This is a genomic window from Paraburkholderia sp. 22099 (assembly GCF_052045835.1).
Taxonomy (GTDB): Bacteria; Pseudomonadota; Gammaproteobacteria; order Burkholderiales; family Burkholderiaceae; genus Paraburkholderia; species Paraburkholderia terricola.
On record NZ_JBQEPU010000007.1, the window covers coordinates 1 to 22,497 of the forward strand.

At 66.9% G+C, this 22,497-nt stretch carries 19 protein-coding genes; 16 read left to right on the top strand and 3 right to left on the bottom strand.

Annotation, left to right across the window (positions count from 1 at the left end; translation table 11 throughout):
* Nucleotides 1-17: 17 nt before the first annotated feature.
* The 4 genes from ACTJLC_RS08730 to ACTJLC_RS08745 all read left to right on the top strand — a co-directional run bounded on the left by ACTJLC_RS08730 (nt 18) and on the right by ACTJLC_RS08745 (nt 5,792).
* A complete protein-coding gene (locus ACTJLC_RS08730; RefSeq protein ID WP_310128505.1) occupies nt 18-998 on the top strand; it encodes an MBL fold metallo-hydrolase in 981 nt (326 codons plus the stop codon).
* A gap of 40 nt (nt 999-1,038) precedes the next feature.
* Entirely contained in the window at nt 1,039-1,929 is an 891-nt protein-coding gene (locus ACTJLC_RS08735; protein ID WP_374709810.1) for an alpha/beta fold hydrolase, read from the top strand.
* Nucleotides 1,930-2,095: 166 nt separating this feature from the next.
* Complete coding sequence (locus tag ACTJLC_RS08740; RefSeq protein ID WP_073432292.1) at nt 2,096-2,620, top strand: DUF3331 domain-containing protein; 525 nt, start codon at nt 2,096-2,098, stop codon at nt 2,618-2,620.
* A gap of 196 nt (nt 2,621-2,816) precedes the next feature.
* A complete protein-coding gene (locus ACTJLC_RS08745) occupies nt 2,817-5,792 on the top strand; it encodes a winged helix-turn-helix domain-containing protein (RefSeq protein WP_310128502.1) in 2,976 nt (991 codons plus the stop codon).
* Between the two features lie 21 nt (nt 5,793-5,813).
* Here ACTJLC_RS08745 and ACTJLC_RS08750 read toward each other — a convergent pair whose 3' ends face one another.
* Entirely contained in the window at nt 5,814-6,734 is a 921-nt protein-coding gene (locus ACTJLC_RS08750; protein WP_310128498.1) for a LysR family transcriptional regulator, read from the bottom strand.
* 308 nt (nt 6,735-7,042) lie between these two features.
* Here ACTJLC_RS08750 and poxB point away from each other — a divergent pair, with 308 nt between their 5' ends.
* The 10 genes from poxB to ACTJLC_RS08800 all read left to right on the top strand — a co-directional run bounded on the left by poxB (nt 7,043) and on the right by ACTJLC_RS08800 (nt 17,269).
* Entirely contained in the window at nt 7,043-8,764 is a 1,722-nt protein-coding gene (gene poxB, locus ACTJLC_RS08755; protein ID WP_310313748.1) for a ubiquinone-dependent pyruvate dehydrogenase, read from the top strand.
* 8 nt (nt 8,765-8,772) lie between these two features.
* On the top strand, nt 8,773-10,956 hold the full coding sequence (locus ACTJLC_RS08760; RefSeq protein ID WP_440843647.1) for an FUSC family protein: 2,184 nt from the start codon (nt 8,773-8,775) through the stop codon (nt 10,954-10,956).
* Nucleotides 10,957-11,039: 83 nt separating this feature from the next.
* On the top strand, nt 11,040-12,551 hold the full coding sequence (locus ACTJLC_RS08765; protein ID WP_374709814.1) for an efflux transporter outer membrane subunit: 1,512 nt from the start codon (nt 11,040-11,042) through the stop codon (nt 12,549-12,551).
* Nucleotides 12,541-12,744 (top strand): DUF1656 domain-containing protein, encoded by a 204-nt coding sequence (locus ACTJLC_RS08770; protein ID WP_083081366.1) that lies wholly within the window; start codon nt 12,541-12,543, stop codon nt 12,742-12,744. The genes ACTJLC_RS08765 and ACTJLC_RS08770 overlap by 11 nt, the downstream gene beginning before the upstream one ends.
* Nucleotides 12,745-12,828: 84 nt before the next feature.
* Entirely contained in the window at nt 12,829-13,821 is a 993-nt protein-coding gene (locus ACTJLC_RS08775) for an HlyD family secretion protein (RefSeq protein WP_310128488.1), read from the top strand.
* Nucleotides 13,822-14,007: 186 nt separating this feature from the next.
* Nucleotides 14,008-14,445, top strand: coding sequence for a PRC-barrel domain-containing protein (locus ACTJLC_RS08780; RefSeq protein WP_073432285.1), 438 nt, complete (start codon nt 14,008-14,010; stop codon nt 14,443-14,445).
* A gap of 291 nt (nt 14,446-14,736) precedes the next feature.
* Nucleotides 14,737-15,408, top strand: a complete 672-nt coding sequence (locus tag ACTJLC_RS08785; RefSeq protein WP_310128485.1) for a response regulator transcription factor — start codon at nt 14,737-14,739, stop codon at nt 15,406-15,408.
* Nucleotides 15,409-15,785: 377 nt separating this feature from the next.
* On the top strand, nt 15,786-16,739 hold the full coding sequence (locus tag ACTJLC_RS08790; protein ID WP_310128483.1) for a helix-turn-helix transcriptional regulator: 954 nt from the start codon (nt 15,786-15,788) through the stop codon (nt 16,737-16,739).
* Complete coding sequence (locus tag ACTJLC_RS08795; protein ID WP_310128480.1) at nt 16,726-16,932, top strand: hypothetical protein; 207 nt, start codon at nt 16,726-16,728, stop codon at nt 16,930-16,932. The genes ACTJLC_RS08790 and ACTJLC_RS08795 overlap by 14 nt, the downstream gene beginning before the upstream one ends.
* A complete protein-coding gene (locus tag ACTJLC_RS08800) occupies nt 16,853-17,269 on the top strand; it encodes a DUF3331 domain-containing protein (protein ID WP_374709811.1) in 417 nt (138 codons plus the stop codon). Before ACTJLC_RS08795 ends, ACTJLC_RS08800 begins: the two co-directional genes overlap by 80 nt.
* Before the next feature lie 113 nt (nt 17,270-17,382).
* Here the strand turns inward: ACTJLC_RS08800 and ACTJLC_RS08805 are convergent, their stop codons facing one another.
* Both ACTJLC_RS08805 and ACTJLC_RS08810 read right to left on the bottom strand, forming a co-directional pair.
* Nucleotides 17,383-18,372, bottom strand: a complete 990-nt coding sequence (locus ACTJLC_RS08805; RefSeq protein WP_310128476.1) for a cytochrome d ubiquinol oxidase subunit II — start codon at nt 18,370-18,372, stop codon at nt 17,383-17,385.
* Between the two features lie 25 nt (nt 18,373-18,397).
* On the bottom strand, nt 18,398-19,795 hold the full coding sequence (locus ACTJLC_RS08810; protein ID WP_310128474.1) for a cytochrome ubiquinol oxidase subunit I: 1,398 nt from the start codon (nt 19,793-19,795) through the stop codon (nt 18,398-18,400).
* A 258-nt stretch (nt 19,796-20,053) separates the two neighbouring features.
* Between ACTJLC_RS08810 and ACTJLC_RS08815 the strand changes: the two genes are divergently transcribed.
* Nucleotides 20,054-20,521 carry a hypothetical protein gene (locus ACTJLC_RS08815; RefSeq protein ID WP_310128472.1) on the top strand — a complete coding sequence of 156 codons (468 nt, stop codon included), beginning with the start codon at nt 20,054-20,056 and terminating at the stop codon, nt 20,519-20,521.
* 333 nt (nt 20,522-20,854) lie between these two features.
* On the top strand, nt 20,855-22,390 hold the full coding sequence (locus tag ACTJLC_RS08820; RefSeq protein ID WP_310128469.1) for an ATP-binding protein: 1,536 nt from the start codon (nt 20,855-20,857) through the stop codon (nt 22,388-22,390).
* Nucleotides 22,391-22,497 lie beyond the last annotated feature (107 nt).

Sequence of the window (22,497 nt, forward strand, 5' to 3'; positions counted from 1 at the left end):
CAAACAGGGATCGAATGATGAAGCGGCTTCAGCGCGTTTGGGCGATGCGGGTGGGCAGCTGGTGCGTGCTGATGCTGAGCGTCGTCGCGAGCGGTACGGCGTTCGCCGCCGCGCCCCAGCTCAAGACCCAGGGGCCGGGCTTCTACCGGATCATGCTCGGCGCGTTCGAAGTCACGGCGCTGCTCGACGGCACGCATCCGTTTCCGATCGACACGGTAGTGGAAGGCGTGCCGAAGAATGAAATCGCCCGCGATCTCGCGCGCGATTTTTTGCAGGCGCCGGTTCAAGGCTCGATCAACGCGTTTCTGATCAATACCGGTTCGAAGCTGATTCTGATCGATTCCGGCGCGGGCGTGCTGTACGGCGATTGCTGCGGCAAGCTGCTCGCCAACCTGCGCGCGGCGGGCTATCAACCGGGGCAGGTCGACGAAGTGCTGCTCACGCATCTGCATAAGGATCACGTCGGCGGTGTCGTGTCGAACGGCGCGATGGCGTTTCCGAATGCGCTCGTGCGGGTGAGCCAAACCGAAGCGGATTACTGGCTGAATCCGGCCAACAAGTCGAAAGCGCCGGCTTTTCTCAGCACGTTCTTCGACGCCGCCATCGCCTCCGTCGCGCCTTATGCGGCAGCCGGACGCTTCAAGCCGTTCAGCGGCGACGTGGAACTCGACGCGGGCATCCGCTCGATCGCGTTGCCGGGCCATACGCCGGGCCACACCGGCTATCTCGTGCAAAGCGATTCGAAGGATCTGCTGGTGTGGGGCGACATCATCCACGTCGCGTCGATCCAGTTGCAAAACCCGGTCGCTTCCGTCGAATACGACACCGACGCGGCCGACGCGCGGCGCGAGCGCCGCGCGGTGCTCGAACTCGCCGCGAAGCAGCGCTATCTGATCGGCGCGGCGCATATCGCGTTCCCCGGCCTTGGACACGTCAGGAAAAACGGGCGCACGTATGACTGGGTGCCGGTCAATTACGAGGCGGCGCCCGGTCAGTAGCACCGGCGCCTCGCGCGCTCATTACTTCGAGGAACACGAGATGAATACGGAAATGGAAAGCGAAGCGATCGACATCACGCATCACACGCGCCGTGCGAACGGCATCCGGCAGCACTACCTCGATGCCGGTAGCGGTCCGGTGGTCGTGCTGCTGCATGGCTTTCCCGAAACGAGCTTTGCGTGGCGCCATCAGATTCCGGTGCTGGCTCGCCACTATCGCGTCATCGCGCCGGATCTGCGCGGTTATGGCGAGACCGACAAGCCCGGTTCGGGCTACGACAAGCGCAACATGGCGCTCGATATCGTCCGTCTGCTCGACGAACTCGGCATCGGCAAGGTCGCGCTGATCGGGCACGACCGCGGCGCGCGCGTGGCGACGCGTCTCACCAAGGATCATCCCGAGCGGGTCGACCGGCTCATCGTGATGGACAACGTGCCGACGCGGGTGGTCGCGCAAAACATGAATCCGCAGACCGCGCGCGCCTACTGGTTCTTCCTGTTCCATCTGGTGGCGGACCTGCCGGAAACGCTGATCGCGGGCAAGGAAGCCGAGTGGCTGCATCACTTCTTCGCGGACTGGTGCTACAACCCGCACACCATCGAAGGCGCGGACTTCGAGACTTATGTGAAGGCGTATAAGCGCCCCGGCGCGGTGCGCGGCGCGATGGCCGATTACCGCGCGAACGCGGAAGACGTCGCGCAGGATCTCGTCGATGCCGACACGAAAATCGCGTGTCCGACCATGGCGCTATGGGGCGAGGACTTCTACGCGGTGGGCGGCATGTTCGACATGAAGGCGGTGTGGGAAAGCATGGCGACCGATCTGCGCGCCGAGCCGATCGCGCGTTGCGGACACTTGCCGCAAGAGGAACAGCCGGAGCGGGTCAATGAACTGCTGGTGGATTTCTTGCGCGGCTGGACCGGTGCCTGAGCGGGCGGCGGGCGTGAGCGTGCTGAAGTTCATCGCGGTTCATCGCGCTTCATTGCACCTCATTGCACTTCACGAACGGCACGCCCGCCGGTCTCGCCTGCAACCGGCCTGCGCGAACGCCGCGGCTCGATGGAACGAAGCGAGTAACACGCTAGGGAGAAGCGCGATGCAGATCGAAAGCCCCTTGAAGCCACGCACGGATGCGCTTCGACTGGAAGCGGGCAGCCGCCGTGAAGGCTGTTGCGCAGCCGCCGAGAACCCGGCGGCATCATGCGACGCCGGCCGCGATGCGCGCGCTCCCGTGTGGGATCACGTGATCAGCCGGCTGCTCGCCGGCTATCGCAGCGAAGCCGAAGGCGAGGCGTATCTCCTCAGGCCGCGGATCGATCGCGCCGCCTTGAACGCGCCGTCGCGGCACGTCCAGGTCGAGGTGATCGAGCGTTTGTCCGACACGTCGATCGCCGTGCTCTGGCAGGACGCCACCCGCTGCCGTTACGCGGACCAGGTGTGGATCGCCTGCCGCGCGCGCCTCAAGGGACGCTGCGCGCTGAGCGGCGCGATCATCCGCCGTAATGATCCGATCTACAAGCCGAGGGTGCGCAGCGCGGTCCCGGTGAATGCCGGAGCGATGATTCTCGCTTCCGTGATCGCATGCATGCCGTGCATGGGAATGAAGGGCGACGCGCGCTAGCGCGTCAGTGGTTCGGCAACTACATCGCGGCCGCATTGCGTCGCGCCGTGCGCGCTCCCACAGTACAAAAAATTCGAACGATAGGTTCATTTTTTTCCGCGCATGGGCACCCGGCCTTGGTCTAGACTTCGGGGCACAACGCCGACCGGTCCGTCGGCGGTGGTTCTTTTCCCCGCAAGTCCTGGATATTCCCGCAATGATCCGCATCGGCCCCCTTCAGGTGGACCTTGCCAGTCGAGAGCTGTTTCTCGACGGACAGCCTGTGCGCATCGGCAGCCGTGCGTTCGACATCCTCGCCGTGTTGATCGCCGCCAATGGCGCGCTCGTATCGAAGAACGACATTCTCAAGCAGGTATGGCCCGACACGATCGTTGAAGAGAACAATCTTCAGGTGCATATGTCCGCGCTGCGCAAGGTGCTGGGCGAGAGCCGCGGCCTGATACAGACCGTCTCCGGGCGAGGCTACCGGCTGGTGCTGAGAGGCCCGTCCGCGATCCTGGCCGGCAAGTCCGACGCCGCGGAGCGCGCCGCGCCCGCGCTCGCCGTGCCCAATAATCTGCCCGCGAGTTTGTCGGCGCTGATCGGCCGCGAGCAAGCCATCGAGGACGTTGCGCTCGCGCTCGCCTCCGCGCGCACCGTCACGCTCGTCGGCTCGGGCGGCATCGGCAAGACGCGGCTCGCGATCGAGGTCGCGCGCAGCCTGCTCGCGGACTTTCCCGACGGCGTCTATCTGGTATCGCTCGCGTCCACGTCGGATTCGAACAGCGTGCTCGCCATGTTCGCCAACAGCATCGGCGTGAAGGCGGCAGCCGGCCCGCTCACGCTCGCGCGGGTCAGCAAGGAGCTGGGCGGGCGGCGCGTGCTGTTCGTGCTCGACAATTGCGAGCACGTGCTCGGCCCCGCCGCCGAACTGGCCGAGACGTTGTTGAGCGTAAGCGCGGCCACCCGCATTCTCGCCACCAGCCGCGAGCCGTTGCGCGTCGCCGATGAACACCTGTACTGGGTCGCGTCGCTGGAGGTGCCCGGCCAGGACGATCAGAGCGAGGACGTTCTGCAACGCAGCGCGGTCAAGCTGTTCCTGTCGCGCGCCCGCGCGATGGACGCGCGGTTTTCGTCCGACGAGCGCAGCATCCATCTGACCGGCACCGTGTGCCGCCGGCTCGACGGCATTCCGCTCGCGATCGAACTCGCGGCGGCGCGCGCCGCGATACTCGGCATCGAAACGCTCGCCGATCATCTCGACGACCGCTTCAACATGCTGACGGGCGGCAACCGCACGGCGTTGCCGCGCCACCAGACCTTGAAGGCGACGCTCGACTGGAGCCACGCGCTGCTCGACGAAACCGGGCGCGCCACGCTGCGCCGGCTCGGCATCTTCGTCAACAGCTTCACGCTGGAAGCGGCGATCGCGGTCGCCGGAGACGGCGCATCGAGCGACGCGGAGGTGGTCGCCGCGCTCTCCGGCCTGGTCGAGAAATCGCTGGTGGTGACCTGCGTGGTGCGCGGCAAAACCGGCTATCGCCTGCTGGAAACCACGCGCGCCTATGCGCTGCAAAAGCTGGACGACAACGGCGAGCGGCGTCTCGTCACGCTGCATCACGCGCGCTACTTCGCGAGCCTGCTCGAACGCGAAGCGTCGACCGGCAGGAATCCGGCGAGCGTTTATGCGGACGCGTGGCAGCAGCAGATGCGCGATCTGCTCGACGACCTGCGCGCCGCGCTGGCCTGGGCGCTCTCGCCGAAGGGCGACCAGGCGCTGGGCGAAGCGCTCGCGGTGAAGGTCGTGTCGTTGCTCTACGAGCTTTCGCTGGTCGACGAATGCTGCGCGTGGGCGCGGCGCGCGCTCGACACGGTGGCCGCCGCGCATCAGGGCTCGCGCGCGAGCCGGCATCTGCGCGTGCGCATGCAACTGCTGGCCGCGCTCGCCGCGGCGCTCGTCTATGTCACCGGACCGAACCGCGAGACCCTCGGCATCTGGGCCGAGGTGCTGGCGCTCGCCATCGCGCTGGGCGAGCAGCGCTTCGAAGCGCGCGCGTTGTGGGGCATGTGGAACTCGAGTCAGTCGTCCGGCGCGGCGCGCAATGCGCTCGCGTTCGCGCAGCGCTTCGGCTCGCTCGCCGCCGAGACGGGCGACGCGAGCAACGCGATCCTCGCGTACCGGCTGCTCGGCATCGCCTCGCATCACGCGGGCGATCAGCAGCAGGCGCGGGCGTCGCTGGAACAGTTTCTACAGCACACCGGCGGCTTGCGGCATCGGCTGCCGCTCGGGCAGTCCGTCGATCAGCGCGTGGTGGGCCGCGCGACGCTGGCGCGCGTGCTGTGGCTCCAAGGCTTGCGCGATCAGGCGCTCGGCATGGCGGCGGAGTGCGTGGCCGATGCCTGCGGGCAGGAACAGTCCATCGTCACGTGCTACGTGCTGGTCGAGGCCGAGGTGCCGCTCGCGCTGCTGGCGGGGCTGCGCGAGCGGGCCGCCGAGGCGATAGCGTTGTTGCGCGAGGTGTCGGCGCGCGCGGGCCTGAGCGTGTCGCAAGTGTGCTGCCGCTGTTTCGACGCCTACCTGCGCTCGCTGGACGAAGCCACGCCGCCGCGTTTGCAGGCGTTCGGCGCGGCGCTGGACGAGATGGACGCGCTCGAATACGGCGCGCCGCGCGCGCTGCTCGCCGCGCAATACAGCCTCGCGCTGGGCCGCGCGGGGCGGCGCGACGAGGGCATCGCCGCGGTGGTGGAGGCGCTCGCGCAATGCGACGAAAGCGGCGATCACTGGTACACGGTCGAACTCAGGCGCGTGCATGGCGAGTTGCTGCTGATGGCGTATGCGGGCGAGCCGCCCTTTGGCGACACGGCGACCGACGCCGAAGCGTGCCTGAGCGCGGCGCTCGACGAATCGTTGGCGCAAGGCTGCCGCTCGCTGCAATTGCGGGCGGCGACCAGCCTGAGCCGGCTTTGGCATGCTCAGGGACGCAACGGCGAAGCCGCGCGGTTGCTGAAGTCCGCCTGCGCGCGGCTCACCGAAGGGCTCGATCTCGATGACTTCAACGAGGCGATCGCGTTGCTGCGGCTTGTCGATGAAGCGCGCGGCGCTGCGTCACTAGCGGACCCGGACGTAGATACAGACATTACGGCCCGCCCGTTCGACGAACCGCCGTCGGGCGAGATCAACGAACCCGGCTAGAAGAACCGGCTAGAGCGTCGCTCAGCCTTGCAGTGCCCGCTGTCGCGCCACGTCGTCGATCAGGTCCGGCCGGTCCAACTGCTCGACCCACCATTGCAGCGCCTTGCCGCTTTCATCGTCGCGCCATGCGAGATAGAAATGCGTGAGCTCGCGCATGCCGAGCACTTCTTTCTTCACCAGTTCGCCCCGGTTCAGCGGCTCGATCGCAAGGCATTCGGGAATCGTGCCCGCAGCCAGCCCCTTGACCTGCGCGGCGAGCTTGGCTTCGAGCGTCGGCACCGTCAACACCTCCTGATTGGCGGCGAGCGCGATCGTGCGCGGCGCGAGCTTGCGCGACGTATCGCCGATCGCGACCGCGCGATGGCGCGCGACGACGTCCAGCGTGAGCGGCCCCGGTATCGCTGCGAGCGGATGATCGGGCGCCACCACGAACACATGCCGCAGCGAGCCGATCGGCTTCGCGACCAGATGAGGAATCTGCGGCGGATCGCCCGCCGCGCCGACGATCAGGTCCGCGCGGCGCGTCAACAGCGCGTCCCACGAACCGCCCAGCACTTCCGTCGACAGATGCAGCCGCGTGTCCAGCTTCAGCTTGTAAAACTCGCTGACGTGCGGCCAGATCAGGTCGAACGGAATGATTTCATCGACGGCGATGCGCAACTCGGATTCCCAGCCGTGCTGGATTCTTCTCGCCTTGCATTCGAGGTCTTCGGCCGCTTCCAGCAGACGCCGCCCTTCCTCGACCACCACGCGCCCCGCGTGCGTGAGCGTCGCGCGCCGGCCGGTGCGGTCGAACAGCTTGACGCCGAGATCGAGTTCGAGCTTCTGAACCAGGTAGGAGAGCGACGAGGGCACCCTGTGAAGCGTTTCCGCGGCGCTTGCAAAGGTGCCGGTTCGATCGATCGCATCGAGCGCCTGGAGGACTTCAAAGGATAGGTTCATGACGAGGAGGCGGATTGTCGGGGGTGTCGGCGGGACGTTCAGGATACTGGATTTCAGCGCGCCCGCCGTGCCCGGCGCCATGGCCGGCTCCGTGCCCGGCCGCATGCCGTGCGCCGCGTCGAGCAGATCGATTCAGGTGTTTTCAGCCTGGTTTCAGGACATTTACTCCGCCTTCCCCTAGCTTTAGCTGACTCGACTCGCACAGGCCGCGCACGGCGGCGGCGCGTATTCTTCAGATCAGTCAGGATGCCGCCGCGATGTGCGCCGGCGCCCGGCTTTTCTTCAATTTCCGTGACAAGGAGTCAAGCATGGCCAACAGCACCATTGCCGGATATCTCGCGGGTACGCTCGCCGCGGCGGGCGTCGAACGGATCTGGGGCGTGACGGGCGACAGCCTGAACGGACTCGCCTACGCCCTCGATCAGGCCGGATCGATCCGCTGGATGCACACGCGCCACGAGGAAGCCGCCGCGTTCGCCGCCGGCGCCGACGCGGCTTCCACCGGACGCCTCGCCGTGTGCGCGGGCAGTTGCGGACCGGGCAACCTGCATCTGATCAACGGCTTGTTCGATTGCCATCGCAATCATCAGCCGGTGCTGGCCATCGCCGCGCATATTCCGTCGACGGAAATCGGGCTCGGCTACTTTCAGGAAACGCATCCGCAGGAACTGTTCAAGGAGTGCAGCCATTACGTCGAGCTGGTGTCGTCCGCGTCGCAGTTTCCGCGCGTGCTGGCGCGCGCGATGCGCACCGCGATCGAGGAGCGCGGCGTCGCGGTGATCGTGTTGCCGGGCGACGTCGCGTTGTCGGAGGGACCCGCCGAACTGCCGTCGTGGACGCACAGCGCGCCGCCGACGATCATGCCCGCCGAGGCCGACCTCGATCGCCTCGCGGCCATGCTCAACGAGTCGGACGCGGTGACGATCATGTGCGGCAGCGGCGTGCAGGGCGCGCACGACGAAGTGGTGGCGCTCGCCGACACGCTCGGCGCGCCGGTGGTCCACGCGCTGCGCGGCAAGCCGTTCATCGAATACGACAACCCCTACGACGTCGGCATGACCGGGCTGATCGGCTTCAGTTCGGGCTATCACGCGATGATGTCGTGCGACACGCTGCTGCTGCTCGGCTGCGACTTTCCTTATCGCCCGTTCTATCCGGCCGATGCGAGGATCATCCAGATCGACTGGAAGGGCTCGAAGCTCGGCCACCGCGCGCCGCTCGCGCTGGGGCTGGTCGGCACGGTCAAGGAAACGATCGCGGCCACGCTGCCCAGGCTCGATCGCAAGACCGACCGCGGCTTCATCGACAACGCGCGCAAGCACTATGCGTCGGCCCGCAAGGGGCTGGACGATCTGGCGACGCCCTCCGGCGCGGGCCGCCCGATTCATCCACAATATCTGGCGAGGCTGATCGACGAAGCCGCGGACGACGACGCGATCTTCACCGCCGACGTCGGCACGCCGACCGTCTGGGCCGCCCGCTATCTGACGATGAACGGCAAGCGCCAACTGCACGGTTCGTTCAACCACGGTTCGATGGCGAACGCGATGCCGCAGGCGCTCGGCGCGCAAGGCGCGCATCCGGGGCGGCAGGTGGTGTCCTTGTCGGGCGACGGCGGCTTGTCGATGATGCTCGGCGATCTGCTCACCGCGCGGCAGCTCGATTTGCCGATCAAGATCGTCGTGTTCAACAACAGCCTGCTCGGCTTCGTGTCGATGGAATTGAAGGCGGGCGGTTACCTCGATACCAACGTCGACCTCAGCAAGACCGACTTCGCGGCGATCGCGAAAGGCGCGGGCATTTTCAGCGTCCGCGTCGAGGAATCGGAAGACGTGGCGGGCGCGCTGAAGCAGGCGTTCGCGCATCCGGGCCCCGCGCTCGTGGACGTCGTCACGTCGAAACACGAACTCGCGATGCCGCCGAAGATCGAGCTTGCGCAAGCCAAGGGCTTCAGCCTCTACATGATGCGGGCGATCCTGAGCGGGCGCGGCGACGAGATCGTCGAACTCGCGCGCACCAACCTGCGATAGATCCGGCGATGACCCCGCATGCCGGCGGCGCGGCGTGGCCGCGACTACGCGACGAGCTCAAGACGTACTGGAGCGACGACGCGCCGCGCTTCCTTCACATGGCGAAGGTGGCGCTCGCGGCCGCCCTCGCGATGGGGCTGTGCATGCGTCTGGAACTGCGCTCGCCCGGCACCGCGATGGTGTCCGTCGTCATCGTGATGATGCATCAGCAAAGCGGCATGGTGATCGCGCGCGGCTTCTATCGCGGCTTGGGCATGGTGTGCGGCAGCCTGGCCGGGCTCGTGCTGATCGCCTGGTTCGCGCAGCAGCCGCTGCTGTTCTTCATCGCGCTGGCGGCGTGGATCGGCGCGTGCGTGTTCGGCGCGTCGTACTACCGCAACTTCCAGTCATACGGTTTCGTGCTGACCGGCTACGGCACGGCCATCACGGCGATACCGGCCTGGCCCGATCCGTATGGCGTGTTCGACAACGTGGTGTACACGGTCAGCGAGGTGGTGATCGGCGTGGTCTGCGCAAGTCTGGTCAGCGCGCTGGTGTTGCCGCGGCGGGTCGCGCCGGCGCTGTATGCGTCGAGCCAGAAGAACTTCGCGAACCTGCTGGATGCGCTGCATGCCATGCTCGAACGCGGGTCCGCCGCGGCCGGCTTCGATACTTTTCTCGGCCTGATCCGCGAGCGCGCGGGCGTGGAAAGCCTGCGCAGCGGCGCGGTGTTCGAGGACCCGTCGATCCGCCTGCACGGCCACGTGTTTCTCGATCTCGACAGAAGTTTTCTCGACAGCGTCGCGTGGCTGCACGCGCTGCATCAATTGAAGGCGCGTGTGGCCGCCGAAGCCGAGCCGCGCGCGCAAGCCGCCGTCGACGCGCTGATCGGCGGGTTGCTCGCGATCGTGCCGCGCGGCTCGCCGGCCGGGGCGCTCACGCTGGAACAGATCGAGACCTTGCCGGGCCGGCTTGCCGCGTTCGAACAGGCGTTGCCCGCGCGACTGGGCACGCTGCTCGATTCGCTCGCGGACCTGTCGCCGCGTCAGCGCCAGTTCGTCGCGACCACCGGCGCGGCGCTGTTTTTTTCGATCGCGGATCTGCGCGTGCTGTGCAGCAGCTACGTCGAAGCGCGCAGCGCCGACCGGCGCCCGTGGTCGCAATCGGTGCTTCAGGCGCTCGGCCGCATCGGCCGCATCGGCACCACGCGCGCGACGGCCAATCGCACGGCCGCGATGATCGCCGGCATGCGCGCGGCCGTCGCCGTGTCGCTGGTCGGCGCGGCGTGGCTCGCGTCCGGTTGGGTCGGCGGGGCGAGCGCGATCGTCGCGGTGGCGATTACCAGCGCACTGTTCGCGCTCGCGCCGAACCCCGCCGTCGCGAGCTGGCAGATCTTCTGCGGTTGCCTCGCCGGCTGGCTCGCGGGCTTCGCGTTCAATTTCTTCCTGCTGCCGCGCCTCGACGGTTTCGTGTTGCTGGCGTCGTCGATGGCGATCTTCGTGATGGCCGGCAGCTACATCAATACGTTCGCGAAAACGGCGGTTCTCGGGCTGGGTTTCAGCATCTATTTCTGCTTTATCGTCGGCATTTCGAATCCGACCGTGTACAACCCGAGCGCCTATCTCGACACGGGTTTCGCCTTGCTGTTCGGCATCGCGGCCGCCGCGGTCGCTTTTTCGGTCATCGTGCCGCGCGCGGGCGACTGGATCACCGCGCAATACCTGAAGCAGATTCGCGCGCTGGTGGCGCACACCGCGCCCGACGCCGAACTCGACGATGAACTGCTGTTGTCGTTCGAGGCGCATCTGCGCGATTTCATCATTCAGATCGCGTCGGCGCCGGCGGATGCGCGCGTGGACCGCAATGGCCTGATCGGCTGGGCGTTCGCCGCGCTGGAACTCGGCCGGGCGATGATCCAGATGCGGCTCGACACCGAACAACTCGGCGACACGCTGCCGGCAAGCTGGCCGGAGGTGCAGCGCGCGTGGCTCGCGGCGCTGGCCGAGGTGTTCACCGCCATGACGCCGCAGGCCGGCGAAAACGCCGTCGCCGCGACCCGGCGCGCCCTGGTCGCGCTGCCGTTCGCGCAGGACCCGGCGGTCGGCCCGATGCTGCTCGTGCGCTGCCGGATGCGGGCGCTGCTGCATTTCACCGAACTCACGTTGCAGGACGAGAGCTTGCCGCTGTGGCGCGCGGCGAAGGCGGCCGTATGAGGACGCTTGCCCTGCCGCGCGTGATGGCGCTTGTCAGCGGGCTGCTTTTCAGCGCGTGGACTCGCACGTTCGCGAGGGCGGGAATGCGGGCGCGCCCGCCGAGGCAACCCCTTCGCTCCCTCGCGCCGGCGCTCGCCGCCGCGCTCATGCTGTGCGCGTGCATCGACAGCGGCGGCATCCGTCCGCGCGAATCGCTGCTCGATCCCGCGACGCTCGACCCCGGCGTCGCGCTGCGCGACACGCAAGCGGATGCGAAATGGCCCGACGACGGCTGGTGGCGTCAATGGAACGATCCGCAGCTCGACACGCTGGTGCGCGACGCGACCGCGGGCAACCCAGGCTTGCGCGCCGTCGAAGCGCGCGTGGACGCCGCGGCATTCCAGGCCAGCATCGCCGGCGCGGACACGTTGCCGCAACTGAACGCCGGCGGCGACTTCCAGCGCCGGCGCTACGCCCGCTACACCACGCCCGCGCCGCCGGGCGGCACGACGGTGTGGAGCAACAGCGTCACAGCGGATCTCTCCTATGACCTCGACCTGTGGGGCAAGGCGCGCGCGCTTCGCGAGGGCGCGCTCGACAACCTGCATGCGGCGGCCGCCGACGCCCGCTTCGCGCAACTCGAATTGCAGACCGCGATGGTCCGCGGTTATGTGCGCTTCTCGCTGCAGTACGCATTGCTCGATGTCTACCGCGAGATGCAGGACCAGCAGCAGCGCACGCTCGACATCGCGACGCGCCGCTGGCGCGCGGGTGTCGGCAGCCAGTTGGAGGTGAGCGAGGCGTCGACGCAGTACGCGATGAGCACGACGCGCGCGCAGCAGGCCCAGCAGCAGCTCGCGTTGAGCCGGCTCAGCATCGCGGCTCTCGCGGGCAAGGGACCGGGTTTCGGCGATTCGCTGCGCCGGCCGAGCCTTGCGTTGAGCGTGCCGGTGGCGCTGCCCGCGCGCTTGCCCGCCGAACTCATCGGCCATCGGCCGGACGTGGTGGCGGGGCGCTGGCGCGTGCTGGAAGCGGACAAGGGCATCGACGCCGCGCACGCCGATTTCTATCCCGACATCGACTTGCTGGCGACCGCGTCGTTCGGTTCGGCGGCGACCTTCGGCGGGTTCCTGAACTTCCTGAACAGCGACGGCATGGGTCACGGGGTGGGCGCGGCGATCTCGCTGCCGATCTTCGACGGCGGCCGCCGCCGCGGCCGTTACGGCGTGGCGGTCGCGTCGCGGGACGCGGCGGTGGACGCGTACAACCAGAGCGTGGTGAACGCGATGCAGGCCGTCGCGGCGCAGGTGGTCTCGCTGCGCTCGCTCGATGAACAGCAGGCGTCGATTGAAACCACGCTCGATGCCGCGCGCCGTTCGTTCCGGCTCGCCGATGCCGGTTATCGCAGCGGCATCACCGAGTTTCTCAACGTGCTGGCCGCGCAGAACGCACAACTGCAACAGGCGGAAAGTCTCGCGACGGTGCAGGCGCAGCGCCTCGACGCGTGGGCCTTGTTGATGAAGGAACTGGGCGGCGGTTATGGGCCGCCGTCCGCGCCGTCCACGCCATCCGCCTCGTCCGAACATGCGTCGCAAGGAGCGGACGATGCCCGGTGAAATTGAACTGTTCTCGCTGCTGGTGCCAGGGCTGCTGCCGATCCTCGTGGGCTGCGTGGCGGTTTTCGTCGTCGTCGATCTGCTGCTGGCGCGCGTCGGTGTGTATCGCTACGCGTGGCACCCAGGGCTCTTTCGCGTCGCGCTGTTCGCCGCGATGTTCAGCGGCGCTTCACTGCTGCTGTTGCGGCCATGAATCCCGCGCGCCTGCACGCTTGCCCAAGCGAGGCTTCCAGCAACGCTCCGAAGGCTCACCGCACTTAACGCTCAAGCATAGAAGATGAAAACGCAATCCCTCCTGCGCGCGCTTGTCACCGTCACGCTTTTGCTGGTGGCGATCGTGCTGGTGCGCCTGCTGTGGCTCGACTATATGTACGCGCCGTGGACCCGCGACGGCCGCGTCCGCGCGAACGTGGTGCAGGTCGCGACCGACGTGTCGGGCCTCGTCAGCGAAGTGCGCGTGAAAGACAACCAACGGGTTCGCCAGGGCGACATTCTGTTCGTGCTCGACCCGGCCCGTTTCCGCTATGCGGTGGCGCAAGCCGACGCGGACCTCGAGCGGGCGCGGGCGCAAATGGCGCAGGCGCGGGCGCGCGTGGCGGGCAGCGAAACCGACTTGGCGATGAAGCGTGCGCAGGCGGCGCGCCGGGCGAATCTGGGCGGCGACGTGATCTCCGACGAAAGCCGTGCCGATGCGGCGTCGCTCGCGCGGCAGTCGCAGTCCGCGTATGCCGCCGACGTGGCCGCCTACAGCGCCGCCGAAGCCATGTACAAGGCCGCCGTGGTCGCGCAACAGACGGCAGCGCTCAACCTCGCGCGCAGCGAAGTGCGCGCGCCCGCCGACGGCTTCATCACCAACCTGAACCTGTATCCCGGCGATTTCGCCACGGCGGGCGTCGCACGCATGGCGCTGATCGACTCGCACTCGTTCTGGGTCTATGCGTATTTCGAGGAGACCAAGCTGCCCAACGTGCAGGTCGGCGATCAGGCCGTGGTGCGGCTGCTGTCGGGCGGCGAGGAGATTCACGGGCACGTCGACAGTCTCGCGAGCGGCATCGCCGATCGCGACAACCCGACCAGCAACGGCGATCTGCTCGCGGACGTCAACCCGATTTTCACGTGGGTGCGGCTGGCTCAACGGGTGCCGGTGCGGGTGCATCTGGACCGGATTCCGGCCGGCATCAAGCTCGCGACCGGCATGACCTGCACGGTGACCTTGAAGCCGCGGGCCGGTCAATCCGCTGCTGCCGAGGGCACAGGCGCGGCGTCGTGAACCGGCACGCGCTGTGATCGTGCGAATTGGAAAACGGCGCGCCGCGAACTGGCCCACAGTGTTCAACAGCGCGACACAGGCAGGGCGCGTAGGCGGATATCGGCAGACATCGGCGGATCACGCCGGCCGCGCCGTCACCGTGTTGCCGACCATCGGTTGGAATCAACTCATCTGGAGAAGAACATCATGAAGGCAAAGTGGGCAATCGTATTTCTGGCAGCGTCGGCGTTCGGTGCGCTCTGCCAGCCGGCCAGCGCGCAGGTGGCGGGTGCGCAGACCATCGGCGTGTCGGTCGAACAGGATCAACTGATCGTCGAAGGCTGGAGCGCGAAGAAAAGCCTGCTCGGCAAGGCGATCTATAACGACAGCGGCGAAAAGGTCGGCGTGCTGCACGACATCATCATCGCGCCGGATAACGCCGTGTCGTTCGCCATCGTGGCGGCCCATCAGTTTCTCGGCGTCTCGCAGCACGACGTGGCGGTGCCGATGTCGCAACTCGATTATGTGAGCGGCAAGCTCGTCTGGGCCGGCGCCACGCGCGACGCGCTCAAGTCGATTCCGGCGTTCAGGTATACGAAGGTGCGCACCGTTCCGATCGCACGCAAGGACTTCGGCCACCATTGAAGCGATGACCGCGCCACGGGCTTGCCACGCGAGCCCGTGGTTCAGGAAAGCATCGGCCCCTGCCTGTCTAGACAAGCAGGGGCGGGTGCGTTTGTGCGATTAAGATAAGTTAAGTACCGCATCGACGCGGGCTCGCGCATGATGTGCATCACATCAGGTCCGCGCCGCTTCGTTCCGTTTTTGTACGCCGGCGCTCGTCGCGCGCGGCTTGGGATCGCCGCCGTTCACGGTCACGAGCGATCCCGAGAACGCGTGCCGCGTTTTACCTGTCCGTCCAACGACAGCGACCGTATGAGGAGCGAGGTGGAAAGCAACGAAACCGACCATGGCGATGCCGTGGTCTACGTGGTGGACGACGACGAGTCGATGCGCGAATCCTTGCGCCGGCTGTTGCGCTCGGTCGGGCTGAAGGTCGAGATCTTTGCTTCCGCGCAGGAGTTTCTCGCGTTCGAGATGCCCGACGTGCCGAGCTGCCTCGTGCTCGACGTTCGCCTGAAAGGACAAAGCGGCCTTGTCGTGCAGGAACAGGTCACGGCGGCGCGGCTCGGCTTGCCGATCGTTTTCATGACCGGGCACGGCGACATTGCGATGACCGTGAAGGCGATGAAGGCGGGCGCGCAGGATTTCCTGGCCAAGCCGTTTCGCGACCAGGACATGCTCGACGCGGTCGAGCAGGCGCTCGCCACCGACGCGGCGCGGCGCGAGGCGAGCCGCTCGGTCGCGGATCTGCGCCGCTGCTACGAATCGCTGACGCCGCGCGAGCGCGAGGTCATGGGCTTCGTCGTGACGGGGTTGATGAACAAGCAGATCGCGGCCGAGATGAACCTCAGCGAAATCACCGTGAAGATCCATCGCGGGCAGGCCATGAGGAAGATGGGCGCGCGCTCGCTCGCCGACTTCGTGCTGAAGGCCGAGGCATTGGGCATCACCTCGGTGCCTGTGGCGCGCGCCGCGCGCGGCTGAGCGCGCAGTTCACCACGCAGTCGAGTGCGCGGCCCGCCGGATAGCGCGGCAGTGAACCCCCCGCGTTTCATCCGCTTGCGCCGCATGGCTTACGCAGAATGGCTTACGACGACGCGCCGCCGACCCGCGCCTTCGCTCCAGATCGAAGCAGCACCGCTCACGCATTTCACTTGCTCCATGCCCGTGGCCGGCAGGCCGCGGCGTGCCGTGTCACGCCCGGCGGCATGATTAAACCTAGATATGAGTCGGCCCTACCATTGGTCGTTTCGGGCAACCGTATGTAGGCTGGTTGACGGGTTTGCGGTGCGTTACCGTGGAGTCATCGCGGCGCCTGTTTTTCGGGGCGTTGCATCACCACTGTATCGGATGGCTAAACCATGCTCAGCCCGCTGCCTTTGTATGCCGAACCCGCCTCGCATGCCGTTCACGACGACCGGGCAAGCCCGATCGGCATCGAGCGTCAATGGCGCTCTCCCGCGCATGCCGACACCGGCGCGCCGCCGCGCGATCTCGTCGTGTCGCGCTGGATTCACAACGATTGCGCTCCGCTTGCGGTCGCCAGCGCCGGCAGCGCGGCGCATCACTGCATCGCGGTGAACCTCAAGTGCACCTCGCTGACCTTTGCCCATGCCGGGCGCACGCTGGTTCACGGCCGGCTCGGCGCGGGGGCCGCGCAGATCACCGCGCCCAGGGTGCCGTGCAGCGCCGTATTCGAATCGCCCGCCGACGTGCTGCATCTGTTCGTCTCGCAACAGGTGCTCGCCGAGTGTTACGAAGACCGCTTCGGTCGTCCGCATGCCGGTGAAATACGTATCGACGAGCCGCGGCTCGTGCGCGATCCGGCGCTGGAACGGCTGGGGCAGGCGCTCGCCGTGTCGCAGTCGGATGACGCCGTGCTCGGCAAGGTGTTCGCCGAGAGCGTCGGCCTCGCGATCGTTTCGCGCGTGGTGGCGCGCCACTTCGGCGAGGCGAGGCGTGAGACCCGCGCGGCCCTCGCGTTGCCTTCATGGCGGCTGAACCGCGCCGTCGAATTCATCGACGCGCATCTCGCCGACCCGATTGGACTCGAGGATATCGCGCACAGCGCGGGACTCACGCGAATGCATTTCGCTTCGCAGTTTCGCGTCGCGACGGGCATGCGTCCGCACGAATATCTGGTGCGCCGGCGCATCGAACACGCCCAGCGCCTGTTGCTCGAACCGAAACACAAAGTGCTCGACGTCGCCTTGAGTTGCGGCTTTCGCACCCAGGCTCACTTTACGACGGTGTTCAAGCGCCTGGTCGGCGACACGCCGTATTGCTGGAGGACCCGGATCCATGTCGATCGGTGAGCGAATTCATGCGTTTCTCGCGGTCAGCGAAACCTTCTTGCGGCAGTCCGATGACGCGGCGTCGCGCGGCGGCCTCGACCATCAACCCGATTTCTGGAAACTGGAGAGCGAACATGCAGGCGAATGCGAAATGCAGCGACGATCCGTGGATGCGAACCATCGGTCTGTTGTCGGTCTTGTCCGGGGCGCCTGATTCCGGCATGGCCGAAATCGCCGCGCTGGCGGCGGGGCGCCCACGCAAAGGCGCGATGCCGCCGTTCATGAGCGCGCGCAGCGACGTTCAGGTGCAACTGATCGACCGGCCCTCGCAATCCACTGCGACGATCGCGTGGCGCGACTCCACCCATTGCTCCTATGGCGACCAGGTGTGGCACGCCTGCCGCGCGCGCATGGCCGGCGTGTGTGCGATGAGCGGCCGTGCGATCCGGCCGGGCGATGCGATCTACAAGCCGCGTCCGTGCCGTCCCGCGCCGTTGAACACCGGCGCGATGATTCTGCGCTCGGTGCTGCACGAAGCCGACATGCTCTGAACTTGCCCCACTCGAGCGCCGCGACATCGGCGCTCACACTACTTGCGCCGGCCGTCCATGCAAAATCGCATCGACGGCCGGCGTATTTTTACTTGCCGCCGCGCCTGCTTCCCTCATTCGCCCGCCTCCGAGCCGGCCACCACCTTGCCGCGGAAAATGTAGTACTGGTAGAGGTTGTAGCCGATCATCACCGGGAAGATCAGGCCGATGCCGATCAGCATGAAGACAAGAGTCGCCGAATCGGACGCCGCTTCGACGATGCCCAGCTTGCCCGGAACGAAGTCGGGAAAGAGGCTGATCGCGAGCCCGGCGAACGAGAGCACGAAAAGCGTCACCGACGCGCGAAACGGCACGCCGGCGCTGCCGAGATAGAGCGACGCCATGATCGCCGCGAAGGCGAGCGCGGCGGCCGCGCCGAGCGCCATCAGCAGATGGAACACGCCGGGCTGGGTCCAGCGCTCGTGGCCGACCTCGCTGAGGAACCAGGTGGCGGCGGTCAGCAGCACGGCGGCCGCGACCGTGATCGACGCGCAGAGCAACGCAAGGCGGCGCGCCCATTGTTCGAGCGTGCCCACGGTTTTCTTGACCAGATAGGTCGCGCCCAGCAGCGAATAGCCGGCCACCACGCCGAGCGCCGACACGGCGACGAACACGTCGCCACGCGCGCCGGGAACGAACCCGGTGAGGACCTTGCCGAGCACGATGCCCTGCGCGAGGGCGGCGACCAGGCTGCCGATGCCGAACACCTTGTCCCACCACGGACCGTGCGCCACGCCATGACGGAATTCGATCGCCGCGCCGCGCATGATGAGCCCCGCGATCAGCGCCATCACCGGCAGATACAGGTCTTGCAGAAGCAGCGCATACGCGTCGGGAAACGCGCCGAAGAGCGCGCCGCCCACCACCACGAGCCACGTTTCGTTGGCGTCCCAAACGTGGCCGATGGTTCGCACCATGACGTCGTGATCCTCGCGGCGTTTGCGCAACAGGCTGAGTATGCCGATGCCGAGATCGAAGCCGTCGGTGATCACGTAGAACGCCAGCATGAGTCCGATCAGCCCGAACCAGGTGACGGCGAGCATCGTGTGAGTGGAGCTGTCCATGAGATATCCTCGCGACGAAAATGTTTTAGTACTCGGTGAGCTTGACCGCGGCCTCGGCGTTAAGAGGAGCGGGCGGGTTCAACGTGAGGTCCGGGCCGGTCTTCAGCCAGTTGCGCGCCAGCACGAAGAACGTGACGAGCAGCACGACGTAGAAGGCAACGAACATCGCCATGCTCAGCGTGACCGACGAGGCGGCGACGGCGGACACCGCGTCTTGCGTGCGCAGCAGCCCGTACACCACCCAGGGCTGGCGTCCCACCTCGCGCACGATCCAGCCGGCCTCCACGGCGACGTAGGGCAGCGGAATGCACAGCACCCACGCGAGCAGCAGCTTGCGTTGCGCGAGCAACGCTTCGAGATTGCCGCGCGCCCGGCGCAAGACCCAGACGGTCCAGAACGCCAGCAGCATGAAAAGAAAGCCGATGCCCGCCATCACGCGGAACGCGTAATAGAGGAGCGGAATCATCGGCGGCTGATCGGCGCGCGCGAAATCGGTGAGCCCTTTCACCTGGCCGTGCAGCGTATGAGTGCCGAGCACGCTCAGCATGCCGGGCACTTCGAGCGACCAGTCGTTGCGCTGCGCGTCCTGATTCGGCCACGCGAGCAGCGACCACGACGCGCCGGTGCCCGGCGCGTTGGTGATCCAGTGCCCCTCGATCGCCGCGCCCTTGGCCGGCTGTGTCCTGAACACGCTGCCGCCGCTCGCGTCGCCGAGCCAGATCTGCAGCGGCGCGGCGAACACCAGCACCGTCAGCGCGAGCCTGAACGAGCGCGCGAAGAACTCGGGATGACGCCGCCTGAACAGATGCCACGCCGAGATGCCCGCGATCACGAACATGCCGGTTTCGATCGCGGCGACCCACATGTGCGTGACGCCCCACACCATGTCGGGATTGAAGATCGCCGCCACGTAATCCGTCACGACGAGCTTGCCGTTTTGCACCGTGACGCCGGCGGGCGTCTGCATCCACGAATTGGCGACCATGATCCAGAACGCGGAGATGCTGGAGCCGAGCGCGACCATCGAAGTGGCGAACAGATGCACGCCGCGCGGCACGCGTCCCCAGCCGAGCAGCATCACGCCGATGAAGCCGGCCTCCAGCATGAAGGCCATCGCCCCTTCGAAGCCGAGAATGTTGCCGAAGAACTGCCCGCTGTAGCGCGAAAAGCCGGCCCAGTTGGTGCCGAACTGAAATTCCATCGGAATGCCGCTCACCACGCCGACCGCGAAATTCAGCACCAGCAGCTTGCTCCAGAAGCGCGCATGCCGGTAATAGACGACGTTGCCGGTTCTGAGCCACAGCACTTCGATCAGCACGAGAAAGGCCGACAGACTGATCGTCAGAATCGGCCACAGGATGTGGAAGATCGCCGTCATCGCGAACTGCGCGCGCGACAGATCGAGTACGTCACTGACATGCATGGTGGGCTCCGGCTTCGACATGAGGCTCAAGCATGGGCTCGGGTCGCGCGCGGCACTTGTTCAAATGCCCCGCTGTTGCCGATTCGCACGCTGGCGGACGCGCATGCCGCGCCATGCGCGTGGCGGTGCGCCGTGCATTTACGAAACCTCGCGGACGATTCGAAAGCCCGGCGAGTCGCGTCGCCGAATAATGGTGTCGAACGTGGGCCGCCGCGCGAACGCACGAAGACCCGTCCGCAAGAAAACCGGAGAACGACGATGCGATATGTGAACGAGTCACACCATGAGATGAACGGCGGCGAGTTGGGATTGTGGACGCGGACAAACCGCGCCGCGCTGCACGATCCGCACGCGCACAACATGCCGGCTCCGCAACCGGCTCTCGGACGCTGGACCCGTGTCGTCGTGATCGCGACGGGCGTGTGGTCGCTGTGCGAGTTGCCGTTCGAAGTCTGGGCGAGCCGCTCGGCGAGCGAGGCGGCCGCGTGCATCGTCGCCAAGCTGCTGTGGGCGGCGCTGGTCGGTTTCGTTCTGGCCGGGAACCGGCCGGCGCGGATCGTCTATGCGTTTCTGTGCACGATCGGATTGATGGCGGTGGCGTTCGGGCTGCCTGCCGAATACCGGGTGTTCCCGCTGGGCTTCGTTCTATCTTCGGTGGAATGCGTGTTGAAGGCGAGCGCGTTCGTCTGCCTCGTGTCGGCCGGCATCTATCCCGACGAGGCGTGAGCCGTGACGCGTGCCGCTGCCCGCACGCATCGGGTTATACCAAGGTGTGAATGCCGGGGCCGTGATACTGCGGCCCGCGCTGGATGCCCGAGCCGCCAGGGCTTGCCGGCTCGCGATCCGCGCCGCTTGCGGCGCGTCGCGGGCGAGAGTGAGAACAAGCGCGGGCACAAGCGTGCGGCAAGCGCCGGCGTCATATCCCTATGGATAATGGTTTCACAGGAGATTCCCCCCTACCATGCTTCTGACGACAAGCGCTTCGCACCCGACACGGGGTGCACGGGGCGGCGTCTTCGAACGTGCCCGTTCCGCTAACCAACCAGGCGTGAGTGCAGCATGATAAAGATCGGTCGAGTTACCGTATCACTGGAAATGCGCGAGATTTACCTGGACGGTCAACTGGTTCAGGTGGGTTCACGCGCGTTCGACATCCTCGAACTGCTGATCAACGCGAGAGGAAAGACCGTGACCAAGGACGAGATTTTGCGTGAGGTGTGGCCGAAGTCGGTGGTCGAGGAAAACAATATTCACGTGCAGTTGTCGGCGCTCAGGAAGATTTTCGGCGCGGACAAGGACGTGATCCGCACGATATCCGGGCGCGGCTATCGCCTGGCCGCGCCGGTCGAGGAAAGCGCGACGCTCGGCATGGCCGACGCCGGCGCCATCCATGCCGGCCGCACGGAACCCGGAAAACTGAGCGGCCTGCCGGTATGCCATGCGCCGCTGATCGGGCGCGATGCGGCGATCGCCGAGATCGGCGGCGCGCTGACGGGCACGCCGATCGTCACCTTGCTCGGGCCGGGCGGCATCGGCAAGACGCAGCTCGCCATCGCGGTTGCGGCGGCCGCGGCAGTCGCGGCGACCGCGGACGTCGAAGTGTGCTTCGTCGCGCTCGCTTCGGTGGAGCGCGGGCAGTGCATCGTCGGCACGCTCGCCGAAGCGCTGGGCGTTCGGCGCGGCGATGGCGAGGACGATGCCGATGGCGTGGTCACGCCCGAAACCCTCGTCGCCGCGATCGCGGGGCGCAAGCTGCTGATCCTGCTGGATAACTGCGAGCACGTGATCGAGTCGGCGGCAACGGTGTGCGAACTGCTCGTTCAGGCGAGCGCCGAGGTCCGCATTCTCGCGACGAGCCGCGAACCCCTGCGCACCCGCGACGAAAAGTTCTACTGGGTGCCGCCGCTCGATACGCCGGATCTCGACGCGTCCTCGCAGCGCATTCTCGCCTGCGCTTCGGTCAGACTGTTTCTTGCGCGGCTCGATGCGCTCAATGCCGATTTCACGAGCGAGCGCGACAGCCTCGACATGATCGCGACGATCTGCCGTCGGCTCGACGGCGTGCCGCTCGCGCTCGAACTCGCGGCGGCGCGCGCGGGCGTGTTCGGGATTCGCAAGCTGTTGTCCGAGATGGACGACCGCTTCCGCTGTTTGACCGGCGGGCGGCGCACCGCGCCGGCGCGGCAGCAGACATTGGCCGCGGCGCTCGACTGGAGCTACCGTCTGCTCGACGAGACGGAACGACTCGTGCTGCACCGGCTCGGCGTGTTTCCGGCGCGTTTTTCGCTGGACGCGGCTTGCGCGATCGCAACGTGCGAGCGTCTGTCGCGCAACGAGGTGACGGAGGCGATGGTGGGGCTTGCGTCGAAGTGCCTCGTCATGACAACCTTCGACAGCACGGTCAAGGCGTACTTCCTGCTCGAAACGACGCGTGAATACGCGCTGTGCAAGCTATACGAATCGGGCGAGGCGGACGAGGTCCACGCGCGCGGCGCCGATTATCTGGAGCCGGCGTACGAGCAGCGTTACACGCGCGGCGTCGTCGCGGGCGCGCCCGGCCGCGAGCGTGCGCTGAGTTCGATCGCGCCGGGATGAACGGCGCGCAATCCTCGGCGAACCCGCGCCGAACCCCGGCCGCCGCGGCAATCGCGCCGAATATGATCTACACGCATGATGTGGGCGCGCCTCGCGCGCCCGTGGAG